Annotated in this window: 10 protein-coding genes; 6 read left to right on the forward strand and 4 right to left on the reverse strand. The window is 71.7% G+C overall.

Annotated elements, in window-relative coordinates; genetic code table 11:
* Positions 1 to 27 precede the first annotated feature (27 nt).
* The gene (locus tag VFZ92_RS37295) at positions 28 to 1,122 is read right to left on the reverse strand and encodes a VanZ family protein (RefSeq protein WP_330881873.1); all 1,095 of its coding nucleotides are present in this window, start codon (positions 1,120 to 1,122) and stop codon (positions 28 to 30) included.
* Between the two features lie 170 nt (positions 1,123 to 1,292).
* On the opposite strand from VFZ92_RS37295, the gene VFZ92_RS37300 reads away from it, so the two are divergent.
* From VFZ92_RS37300 to VFZ92_RS37320, 5 genes are read left to right on the forward strand one after another with little or no spacing between them, the layout of a single operon-like run.
* Positions 1,293 to 2,366 carry a sugar ABC transporter substrate-binding protein gene (locus VFZ92_RS37300; protein WP_330881875.1) on the forward strand — a complete coding sequence of 358 codons (1,074 nt, stop codon included), beginning with the start codon at positions 1,293 to 1,295 and terminating at the stop codon, positions 2,364 to 2,366.
* A gap of 30 nt (positions 2,367 to 2,396) precedes the next feature.
* On the forward strand, positions 2,397 to 3,485 hold the full coding sequence (locus VFZ92_RS37305; protein WP_330881877.1) for a mandelate racemase/muconate lactonizing enzyme family protein: 1,089 nt from the start codon (positions 2,397 to 2,399) through the stop codon (positions 3,483 to 3,485).
* On the forward strand, positions 3,482 to 4,501 hold the full coding sequence (locus tag VFZ92_RS37310) for an ABC transporter permease (RefSeq protein ID WP_330881879.1): 1,020 nt from the start codon (positions 3,482 to 3,484) through the stop codon (positions 4,499 to 4,501). The genes VFZ92_RS37305 and VFZ92_RS37310 overlap by 4 nt, the downstream gene beginning before the upstream one ends.
* Complete coding sequence (locus VFZ92_RS37315; protein WP_330881881.1) at positions 4,498 to 5,442, forward strand: ABC transporter permease; 945 nt, start codon at positions 4,498 to 4,500, stop codon at positions 5,440 to 5,442. Before VFZ92_RS37310 ends, VFZ92_RS37315 begins: the two co-directional genes overlap by 4 nt.
* Positions 5,442 to 6,941: a sugar ABC transporter ATP-binding protein gene (locus tag VFZ92_RS37320; protein ID WP_330881883.1), complete on the forward strand. Its 1,500-nt coding sequence runs from the start codon at positions 5,442 to 5,444 to the stop codon at positions 6,939 to 6,941. Before VFZ92_RS37315 ends, VFZ92_RS37320 begins: the two co-directional genes overlap by 1 nt.
* 250 nt (positions 6,942 to 7,191) lie before the next feature.
* Here VFZ92_RS37320 and VFZ92_RS37325 read toward each other — a convergent pair whose 3' ends face one another.
* On the reverse strand, positions 7,192 to 7,893 hold the full coding sequence (locus tag VFZ92_RS37325) for a GntR family transcriptional regulator (RefSeq protein ID WP_330881885.1): 702 nt from the start codon (positions 7,891 to 7,893) through the stop codon (positions 7,192 to 7,194).
* Between the two features lie 252 nt (positions 7,894 to 8,145).
* Between VFZ92_RS37325 and VFZ92_RS37330 the strand changes: the two genes are divergently transcribed.
* Positions 8,146 to 8,499 carry a hypothetical protein gene (locus tag VFZ92_RS37330; RefSeq protein ID WP_330881887.1) on the forward strand — a complete coding sequence of 118 codons (354 nt, stop codon included), beginning with the start codon at positions 8,146 to 8,148 and terminating at the stop codon, positions 8,497 to 8,499.
* A gap of 15 nt (positions 8,500 to 8,514) precedes the next feature.
* Here VFZ92_RS37330 and VFZ92_RS37335 read toward each other — a convergent pair whose 3' ends face one another.
* Both VFZ92_RS37335 and VFZ92_RS37340 read right to left on the reverse strand, forming a co-directional pair.
* Complete coding sequence (locus VFZ92_RS37335) at positions 8,515 to 10,362, reverse strand: DNA/RNA non-specific endonuclease (protein ID WP_330881889.1); 1,848 nt, start codon at positions 10,360 to 10,362, stop codon at positions 8,515 to 8,517.
* 70 nt (positions 10,363 to 10,432) lie between these two features.
* On the reverse strand, positions 10,433 to 11,185 hold the full coding sequence (locus VFZ92_RS37340) for a hypothetical protein (protein ID WP_330881891.1): 753 nt from the start codon (positions 11,183 to 11,185) through the stop codon (positions 10,433 to 10,435).
* Positions 11,186 to 11,284: the final 99 nt, after the last annotated feature.

An 11,284-nucleotide genomic window follows, 5' to 3' on the forward strand; every position in this document is an offset into this window, starting at 1 on the left:
CCAGCGTCGTCGGGCGGGGGTCGACGTTCACCGTGCGGCTACCGGCTCGCGGCCGACCTCTCGGGAGTCCACGACCCGCAGGCCCGCGAACACCCCGGACAGTCCCCGGTGCCCCTTGGTCCGCCACGCCCCGACCAGGCTCGCGAACAGCCACAGCGACAGCAGGCCCCGCAACCCCTCCGAGCCGGTGGCGGTCTCCAGCCCGCTGGCCAGGAAGTAGCCGCCCGACCCGGCCAGGAACCGCACCAGCACCCTCCCGAGCGCGGGTGGGCCCTCCGGCCGCAGCCGGACGGACCGCTGACCGGGTGTCGCGCCGTTGCCGAGCAGCGGCACGACCAGCAGCAGGACCACCGCGGGCAGCCACTCGCCGAGCACCGCGTCCCGCAGCGGGTGCTCGTCGAGCACCGCGAGCGACCGGTCGTCGGAGAGGACGTACTCCACGGCCCTCGACAGCACGACCAGCGCGACGCCCGCGAGCGTGACGCCGATCAGGTCCAGCACCATCCCGAGCACCCGCCGCCCGGTCGTCACGGGCCGGGGTGCCGCGGCGTCGGCGGCGGCCACCGAGGCCGCGGGTCTGGTCAGGACCGCCCCGACGGCCGCGCCGAGGGTGTTGAACAGCAGGTCGCCGGTGTCGAACAGCCGGTACGGGCACTGGAACAGGAACCACACGCCGGTGAGCTGGGTGCACTCGATGAACAGCGACACCAGGAACCCGCTCGCCACCGCCGCGCCGACGCCCCTGCCGAACAGCCTCCGCAGGAAGAAGCCCCACGGCACGAACAGCACGACGTTGAACACCACCTGCTGGAGCGCCGGGTTCGACAGCGGTCCGGTGTCGAACTTCCGCATGTCGGTGAGGAACTCCAGCGGGTTCCACACGGGGTGCGCCAGCGCGGTGTTCGCCGCGCAGAACTCCGCGTCCACGACGGGCTGGGGCAGCAGCGTGTACGTGACCAGCGCGAGCGCGTGGACGAGGAACGCCAGCCCCATCACGGCCCTGCCGGTGCCGACCCGGCCGCGCATCCGGTAGCTGCGGGCGACGAACGGCAGCACCAGCACGAACGCCAGGGCGAACCCGCCCATCAGCGCCAACAAGGTCTGCCCTGTCCACTGAGACATCACCGGAGGGTAAGCAGAACGGCGGTCTCCCGCCCGGCGTGGATCACCGCCGCGCACCGGCGTGACACGCATCGTGCGGGCTGGTAACGATTGTCCACGTCCCGCGCGGCGACCCTGTTGACACTTCGTTCACCGTGTCGTAGAAATCAGCTATCCAATATCCTATAGGATTGAGGCTGGCGATGAGGCCGTTCGCGAAGCGGACCAGGCTGTGCGCGGTGGCCGTAGGGCTGCTCGCGGTCACGGTCGGATGCACCACCAGGGGATCGGACGCCGGGCGGTCGGCGGCCGGGCCCGAGAAGAAGGACGCGTCGAGCGTCAAGGTCGCCTTCGTGCCCGGCGGCCCGCACCCGTACTTCCAGCCGTGGAAGGCCGCGGCCGACCAGGTGAAGGCCGACTTCGAGGTCGGCGGCACGGTCTTCGACGAGACCAGCCAGTGGGACCAGGCGAAGCAGAACAGCGCGCTGAACTCGTTGGCGTCGCAGGGTTACAACGCGATGGGCATCTTCGGCGTCTCCCCGACGGACATCAACAGCACGTTCACCGACCTGAAGGCCAAGGGCATCACCGTGGCCTCGTTGGGCTCCTGCCCGGCCGGTGACGAGAACGAGGCCGACTTCTGCCTGTCCACCGACGTCGGCGAGGCCGCGTACAAGGCGGCCAGGACCGCCATCGAGGCGATGGGCGGCACCGGCAAGCTGGTCCACCTCACCGGCAACAACGTCGACGCCAACACGCAGCGCCGCATCGCGGGCGTGCGGAAGGCCGTGGACGAGACCGGCGGCGAGGTCACCATCCTGACCACCATCCCGGACATCGACAAGGACCTCCAGACCGCGCAGAAGGCCGTGGCCGACCTGCTCTCCGCGCAGGGCAACCAGATCCAGGGCGTCGTCACCACCGCGTACAACCCCGCGGTCGCGGCGGCGGCCGGGGTGAAGTCGGCCGGACTGCCGATCAAGGTGGTGGCGATCGACGACGACGCGACCATCCTGGCGGGCATCAAGGACGGCTCGGTGGCGGCGACCATCGCGCAGAACCCCACCGGCCAGGCCTACGTCGGCGGGTGGGCGCTGACCCAGCTCGCCACCGGCGCCTGCACGGTGGCGACCCCCGGCACGGCCGTCGACTCCGGCTCGTTCGTGATCACCCAGGCCAACGTCGACACCTACGACACCGAGCGCGAGGCCAAGACGACGCAGCTCACCGAGCAGTTCAAGAGCAGCGTCCTCAAGTGCTCCTGACCTGAACCAGCGCACGGAGAGGGGCCCGCGGTGGCCGTCGTCAGCAGAGCCGAAGCGTTCATCGTCGACCTGGAGGTGGAGCAGGTCCGCACCGACGCGGTGCAGGCCTTCCTCAAGCAGGAGACCGTTTTCGTGGAGGTGGGCACGGACGACGGCGCCGTGGGGCTCGGCTACTCCTACACGATCGGCACGGGTGGGACCGCGGTGCACGCGCTGCTCCGGGACCACCTGCTGCCGAGGCTGATCGGCCAGGACTCCCGGCTCGTGGAAGGCGTGTGGCACGACCTGTTCGCGTTCACCCGCGCCACGACCGTCGGGGCCATCACGTCGCTCGCACTCGCGGCGGTCGACACCGCGCTGTGGGACCTCAAGTGCCTTCGCGCGGGCGAGCCGCTGTGGCGGGTCGCGGGCGGTTTCCGGCCCGTGGTTCCCCTGTACGACACCGAAGGCGGCTGGCTGCACCTGAGCACCGACGAGCTGGTGCTCGGCGCGGAGGCCGCCGTCGACGCCGGGTGGAACGGCGTCAAGGTCAAGGTGGGCAAGCCGACCGCGCACGAGGACCTCGAACGCCTGATGGCCGTGCGGGACGCCGTCGGACCCCGGTTCGACCTCATGGTCGACGCGAACCAGTCCATGACGGCCGCCGAGGCGATCCGGCGGGCGGAGGCGTTCGCGCCCGCGGATCTGTTCTGGCTGGAGGAACCGCTGCCCGCCGACGACGTCGCCGGGCACGAGCGGCTGGCCCGCTCCACCAGCATCCCGATCGCCGTGGGCGAGTCGTTGTACTCCGTCGGCCAGTTCCGCGACTACCTCCAGCGCGGCGCGGCGTCGATCGTGCAGGTGGACGTGGCCCGCGTCGGCGGCATCACGCCGTGGCTCAAGGTCGCGCACCTGGCCGAGGCGTTCAACGTGGCCGTGTGCCCGCACTTCCTGATGGAGCTGCACGTGAGCCTCACCGCGGCCGTCCCCAACGGCCGGTACGTCGAGCACATCCCCCAGCTCCGGTCGATCACGACGGCGGAGATGGCCGTCGAGGACGGCCAGGCCGTCGCGCCGTCGGCGCCCGGCCTGGGCATCGCGTGGGACCGCGACGCCATGGACGACCGGAGAGTCGCGTGACCCCCCAGGTCCTCCGGCGGTCGCTCGCCGACCAGCGCACCGGTCTGGTGCTGCTGCTCGTCCTGCTGGTCGCGGTCTTCGGGTCGATGATCCCCACGTTCTTCGACGAGCGGTTCGTGGTCTTCCCGCTGCTGCGCGACGTGGCCACGCTGACCGTGGTCGGGCTGGCGCAGCTCGCCGTGCTGTCCATCGGGCACCTGAACATCGCGGTCGGGCGGATGGCGGCGTTCGGCGCGATGTTCACGGGTCTGGCCTACGAGCAGTGGCACCTGCCGCTGCACGTCGGGCTGGTCATCGGGGTCGCCGCGGGGGCCGCGATCGGCGCCCTGACCGGGCTGATCATCACCTCGTCGGGGGTGAACTCGTTCGTGGTCACGCTGGCGATGGACTTCGCGCTGCTGGGGTTCGTGTCGCTGGTCTACTCCGAGCTGACGGCCTCCGCGGCGTTCACGACGAAACCCCCTGGGATGCAGGAACTCCGCACGTTCTCGCTTGCGGACGTCTGCGTCGGCCCGATCTGCGGCACGGGCGCGATCCCGCAGCTCGCGGTCTTCGCGGTGGCCGCCATGCTCGCGGTCGGCTACCTCTACTCCCGCGCCCGCACGGGCCGCGAGATGCTCATGGTCGGCAGCAACGCCGTGGCCGCCGAGCTGTCGGGCATCCCGGTCGACCGCCGGATCGTCGGCGCGCACGCGCTGTCCGGCGGACTGGCGGCGCTCGCGGGCTTCATGCTCGCGGTCACCAGCGGCTCGTTCACCGCGACCATCGGGGCGGAGTTCATGCTCCCGTCGTTCCTCGGGCCGGTGCTCGGCGGGACGCTGCTGACCGGCGGCGCTGTGTCGATCATCGGCACGTTCCTCGGCACGTCGCTGACCCAGGTCATCCGGCAGGGCCTCACGATGCTGGGCGCCAGCGTGCAGAGCCTGTCGATCTCGCTGGGGATCATCCTGCTGGCCGCGCTGTCGCTCGACCGCGTGCGCCAGGTCATCTCCGAGCGGAAGGCGGTCCGGCGGTGATCACGCTCGACGCACGGCTCAAGTCCAACGAGACCACGCTCGCCGTGGTGGCGGTGGTCGGCTACACCGCGCTGGTGGTGACCTCCGGCGGTGCGCTGCTCAGCGGCTCCGCCGTCGAGACCTTCTTCGCCTACCTGGCCGTTCCGGTCCTCATCGGACTCGCGCAGCTCGTGGCGCTGGCCGTCGGGCAGATGAACCTGTCCGTCGGCGCGCTCGGCGGGTTCGTGGCCTGCGCGGGCGGTGTCGCCATGGCGCAGCACGGGGTCCCGGTCTGGCTCGCCGTGCCGGGCGCGCTGGTGCTCGGGGCGCTGTTCGGCACGCTCAACGGCGTGCTGGTGGTGCTGACCCGGATCAACGGGTTCATCGTCACCCTCGCCACGATGACGGTCCTGACCGGCCTCCAGTACGAACTGGTCGGCACCACCACGGTCTCGGACTACTCGCCGGTGCTGCGGGACCTCGGCCGGGCAGCGGTCTTCCACATCCCCGTGGTGTTCCTGGTCGCGCTGGCCGTCGCCGTCGTGCTGGCGGTCTTCCTGCGCCGAGCCGTGCTGGGCCGGTACCTGCTCGCCAGCGGCGGCAACCCGGTGGCCGCCAGGCTGTCCGGCATCTCCAACAACCGGTCGATCGTCCTGGCCCACGCGCTGTCCGGACTGCTGGTCGGCGTCGCCGCGGTCGTCACGCTGGCGTCCGCGCCGGGCGTGAACCAGAGCATCGGCGGCGACTGGCTGCTGGCCAGCTTCGCCGCGCCCATCATCGGCGGGGTCGCCCTGTCCGGTGGGGCCGTGTCGGTGTCCGGGACCGTGCTGGCCGCCGTCATCATCCGGCTGGTCGACGTGGCCCGCGCGCAGTTCTCGCTGAACCCCAGTTGGGTCAACTTCGTGGTCGGCGCGGTGGTGCTCGGCACCGTCGTGCTCACCCACCGTCGAGGGGCGGCGTAGTGCTCATCGCACAGGACCTGGTGAAGCTGTTCCCCGGCGTTCGGGCGCTGGACGGGGCGAGCCTGCGGATCGAGCCCGGCTCGGTGCACGCGCTCCTCGGCGAGAACGGCGCCGGGAAGTCCACCCTGATCAAGATCCTCACCGGCGTGCACCGGCCGGACGGCGGCACGCTGTCGGTCGGCGGCACCGAGGTGCACCTGGACTCGCCGCAGGCCGCGTCCCGCGCGGGCGTCGGCGTGGTGCACCAGGAGCGCAACCTCGTGCCGGAGTTCTCCATCGGCGAGAACATCGCCCTGCAACGCCTGCCCGCCAGGGGCGGCCTGCTCGACCGGGCCGCCATCCGGGCGGAGGCCGAGCGGTGCCTGCACCTGCTGGACCTCGACCTGGACCCGGACCGCCGCGTGCGCGGCCTGCCCGTGTCGCAGCTCCAGCTGGTCGAGGTGGCCAAGGCGCTGTCGATGAACAGCAGCGTGCTGCTCCTGGACGAGCCGACCACCGCGAGCACGCCCAGCGAGGTCGAGCGGCTGTTCGAGGTCATCCGCAAGCTGCGCGACAACGGGACCGCCGTGCTGTTCGTGAGCCACAAGCTCGAAGAGGTCTACGAGCTCTGCGACACGGTCACCGTCCTGCGCGACGGCGTGTCCGTGCTGGAGTCCGTGCCGCTGGGGGAACTGGCCAAGCAGGACCTGATCACCGCGATGGTCGGCCGCGCGCACAGCGCCGTCGACCTGCCCGCCCGGCCCGCCGCCACCGCGGAACCCGTGCTGGAGCTGGTGGACGTCTCCACCGCCGTCGGGCACCGCGACGTCTCGTTCTCGTTGCGGCCGGGGGAGGTCCTCGGCCTCTACGGGCTCGTGGGCGCGGGGCGCAGCGAGCTGGCGAAGGCCGTGCTCGGGCTGTCCGCCATCACCTCCGGCGAACTGCGGGTGCGCGGGAGGTCCGTGCGCATCAGGGACGTGCGCGACGCGCTGCGCACGCACCGCATCGGCTACGTGCCCGAGGACCGCAAGGAGGAGGGGCTGTTCCTGGACCAGCCGGTCGCGAGGAACATCGCCGTGGCGGTGTGGGACCGCATCCAGAGGCGGATCGGCGGCGTGTCCGCGAAGAGCGAGCGCGCGCTGGCCGAGACCTACGTCGAACGGCTGGGCATCCGGCTGTCGTCCACGGACAAGCTCGTCGGCGAGCTGTCCGGCGGCAACCAGCAGAAGGTCAGCCTGGCCAAGTGGCTGGCCGCCGAGACCGAGATCCTCATCATCGACGAGCCCACGGTCGGCATCGACGTCCGCACCAAGGCCGCGTTCCACGAGCTGATCTGGCAGCTGGCCACCGACGGGCTCGCGGTCCTGCTGATCACCAGCGACCTGGTCGAGATGGTCACCCTCGCCGACCGGATCGTGGTGATGCGCGACTTCCACGTGTGCGGCGAGGTCGACAACGACCACGACTACGAGCCGACGAGCCACCGGGTGATGGGGTTGATCCACCAGGACGCCGGGTGAGCACCGTCCTCCGCGTCGACCTCGCCGCGGGCCGGTCCCGCGGTGTCGGAGCACGGCGGCCGTACCGCCCTCGTGCTCACGGGCCGCGCCCCGCGTCCGTCCTACCCGCCGGTGCGCCCCACGCCGGCCCACGGCCTGGACGCGGAGGACCTGCCGGCGCGGGACGTCGCCGAGGTGCTGCCCGCCAGGCGCGGTCGGGACGCCCGCGTGGTCGACGCTGAGCGCTGCCGGGCCGTGGTGCTGGGACCCCCTACCGCCTGGGGTAGGCGGCGCGCAGGCGGGCCCTGGACGAGGTGAGGTGCGCCCGCATGGCGGCCTCGGCGGCCTCGGGGTCCTGGTCGGCGATGGCCTGCACCACCCGTTCGTGCTCGCGCTTGGTCTCGTCCGCCATGCCGGCGCGGAAGTACAGCCGGTAGTTGTGCGTGTGGGCGTGCAGCCGCGACAGCGCGTCGACGATCAGGTGGTTGCCCGACGCCTCGGCGATCGTCCGGTGCAGCAGCGCGTCCAGCACCGCGAAGTCCCGGTACCCCTGGTAGTTCTCGCCGTGGGGGCGGCCCGCCATGTCGCCGATGACCTTCCGGAGGTGGTTCACCTGCGCCTTGGAGGCGCCGCTCGCGGCCAGCCCGGCGGCTGCCGGTTCGATCAGCAGGCGGAACTCGTACAGGTTGTCCAGGGACACCTGGTCCATCAGCGGGGCGACGGTGTAGCCCGCGTGGGGGCGCTTCGCGACCAGGCCGTCGGATTCGAGCTTGGTCATCGCCTCGCGGACCGGTGTGGGGGAGACCTCCAGCTCACGGGCTATGCCGTCGATGGAGAGCCGGGCCCCCGGAGCGAGGTCGTTGTCCATCAGCATGCCCTTGATGGCCTCGTAGACCGTGTCGCGCAGCATCGTCCGCGGTGGCGGTGTCAACCGCGGCAGACGTGACGACGCGTCCTTGGGCACTGTGGCCATCCTCCCTCGTTCCCCTTCCGACCCGGTCGTCCGATCTTAGGCCCGAGCCCGGTCTTCGCCGACCGCCTCCGCGAGCGAGTCGGCACCGGCACAGAACGACACTTTCATATCTGATATCCGATCTTAGCGCATCTCGGCCCGTCGGTTCCGGACGAGAACGCCACGGCGCGACCTGCCGCACGCCGGCCGTCGACCCGCTTCGGGCCGGAGCGGCGGGGAGGGACTTGTTCCCCGTCCGACGCCTGGTCCTTCGTGGTGCCGGGCTCCGGCGTCGTGCGGTCCTCCACCGGGTTCGGCACCGGTCCGCTGGTGCTCGACCACGCGTCCACCGCCCTGCGTGCCAACGCCGGGAACGCCACCGCGGTCGGGGGTTCGGCGCGCCCGCTGACGTTCAGCGGGCGCCAGGGCGCCACGGTCCCGGCCGGGTCCACGGGGGCGACCCGAGGCGCGGTGAACGAGTTCATCCGCACCGGCGGCCTGCTGGACCTCGACGCCGCCCCGCGCGGCCCGCGGACCCGCTGCGCCTCAGCGCCGAGCACGACTCGGGCGACCACCCGCACCCGACCGACGCGGGCGACGCGGCGCTCGCCGCCGCGGTCGACCTGAACGCGCTCTACCCCTTCACGACCAGCGGATCTCGTCGGTGCTGGAGAGCGGTGCGCGGTCCGCCGCCTCCAGCACCTCGGGAGCCACGACCTGGGCGTCGTGCAGCACCTGGTCGAACTTGAGGCCGGTCCGCTGCTCCAGCTCGGCGATCGTCACCTGGAAGACGCGGAACTCGTCGAGGTCCAGCGCCTCAAGCTGGTCGAGGTTCTGCGTCAGCAGGAACGCGCTCGTCCTCAGCACACCCGCCTCGGCGAACGTGATGACCTTCCAGAACTCGCGCGGCAGCGCGACACCGCGGAAGACCCGGTCGTCGCCCCCGAACACCGGCCCGCCGCTGACGGACACCCGCAGGTCGTCCACCTCGACGTCGGCGTACAGGGCGTCCTCCAGCCTGCCCCACAGGCCGTCGCGGGCGCTCTGGTTGAAGTCGTCCCTCTGCGGCGCGATGTTGGTGAAGCAGAAGGAGTCCGTGTTCGCCCTGCGCGCGGCGGCCTTCGAGCCCCACAGCAGGTCGGCGCGGCGCGCGAGGTGGCCGCGGTCGAGCCGGTTGTTCCGGTACAGCTCGTCGCCGACCTGGGACTCGGCCGGGAGACGGGTGTCCTTGACGAACGGGATGCCGCTGCGGTCCAGCTTCTGGATCGACCCGCCGTCGACGTTCCACGCCACCCACAGCGCGAACCTGCGCGACTTGCTCATGGCCAGCGAGAAGTGCGTGTAGTCGATCCGCTCGGTGCCGCCGACGAGCAGCGCGTCGTCCTTCGTGGACGCGGTCAGCGCGGGCGCCTCCACGCGGGTGCCGAGGAAGTCGGCGTCGTAGCCCGCGGACACCGCCTCGGCCGGGACGCGGGGCGGGTCGAGCGTGATCTCCAGCTTCTCGAACACCGAGCGGGGCAGGCACGCCAGCGCGTGCTCGTCCGGGTCCCCGCCGCCCTCGCCCGCGAAGTGCAGACCGGCCAGGACCCGGCTCGGACGGCCGTTGCCGAGCTTGAACACCCAGGCGGCGCCGGAGTCGCCGCCGGAGCTGATCTCGCCGTCGGCGGGCTTGTTCCGCTCGTCGACGCCGATCTCGAAGCCGCCGATCTCGCACTCGCCCGCCGTGCCGCCGTAGTCGATCTTCACGAGGGTGTCGACGCGCCGGACGACCCCGTGCGTGACCCCGGTCGTCCGGCCGCTCTTGACGACCTTGTCGCCCAGTTCCGGCTCGCCGATCCGGTTCACCGCGACGCCCAGCTCGATCGAGGTCGGGTCGAAGTCGCGGTCCTCGATGGACGCGACGGCGCAGTCGCCCGCCTTGCCGAGGTAGGAGCGCACCAGCCTGCCCAGCCGGTTGCGGTCGACCCGGTTGTCGTCGTGAGGACCGGGCTGCACCACGTCCTCGCCCAGCTCGCCCCTCGCCCCGTGCAGCACGTGCCAGTTGCTCAGCACGTACGGCGTGCCGTCGGCCCTGTCGTAGACGACGCAGCCGATCGTGCCCGCGCTGACCCGCACGTGGCCGACGCTCGCACCGGGCGCGATCGGGTCGACGCGCGTCTTGCGCTCGACCGCCGCGGCCTCGGGCACGACCGTGAAGTCCGGTTTGTAGTCCCGTTCCAGGACGTCCGTCGGGACCTCGACGCCGTCCACCACGACCACCTTGGGCAGTTCGACGGTGCCCAGCGCCTCCAGCTGCTCCGGCAGCGCCTTCCGCCGCACGGTGAACTGGACGGAGATCTCCTCGGTGGGCTTGCCGTCCTGGTGCTTGTACCCCACGCCGATGGACGACACGTTGTCGTCCCGCAGGAAGTCCGAGCCCCTGGAGCGGATGAACCGCCGCAGCGAGACCATCAGCTCGTCGCGGCCCCTGGCGGACTTCCTCGCGGCCATCGCGCACTTCCTCTCGGATCACCTTGCTGTCGCCCGGTGTCCGAGGGGTGTTAGCCCAGCCGCGAACCGCTCACCCGAACAGCCCAGGATCCACGCGCACGGCGACGATCGGTCGCTCCAGTGTGGTGCGCGACGCGGAACTGTTGACGCTCCAGCGGTACCGGCTGAACCCGCCGGTGGCGTCGGAGGCGTAGAACATCATGTGCCCGTAGCCCGCGCCGGTGCGCTGCGTGGTCCCGTCGACGATCCGGCTGTCCGGGAACCTCGGGTAGTCCCCCAGGCCGAACACGCCGTGCGGCTCCGACGTGCAGTCCACGACCTCGACCGCGTACTGCGTCTCGCCCGCGAACGCGCTCCGCCCGTCGTAGACCTCCTTGACCTCCCGCACCATCACGATGTGCCCCGTGTTGGTGCCCTGGTCCTGCCGGAAGTCGATCGCGACCAGGTCGCCGGGCTTCAGGTCCGCGACCTCCTCGACGACGGAGAAGTGCGGCACCCGACCGCTCGCGAACGCGGTCAGGTAGCCCCGCGCGTACGGGCTGCGCGACCCGAAGTGCTTCGCGAAGAACCACCGCGTGGCCCACTTCGGGTAGGCCCGCCGCAGCACGGCCGTGATGAACGACGCGCACTGGCTCTGGTTGGTCCAGCTCTCGGGAACCCCCGGCCTGCCCCACCGGACCACGTTCCGCTGGGACGGGTCCTTGTAGACGTTCCGGTCGGCGGGGAGGTTGTCGATCAACCGCTCCGCGACGACCAGGTGCGCGGGCCGCCCGTCGGCGGACCGGTCCGCGGCACCGTGGAGAGCCGCCCGAGTGCTTCTCATGGTGGACCACGATAGGTGCGGGTGACGGCGCGCCCGGCGTCCGGGGGCAGGGCACCGCTGCTCCGCGGAGACCGCCGGGAGGGCCGCGACGACCGATCG

Source organism: Umezawaea sp., assembly GCF_036375055.1.
Classification (GTDB): domain Bacteria; phylum Actinomycetota; class Actinomycetes; order Mycobacteriales; family Pseudonocardiaceae; genus Umezawaea.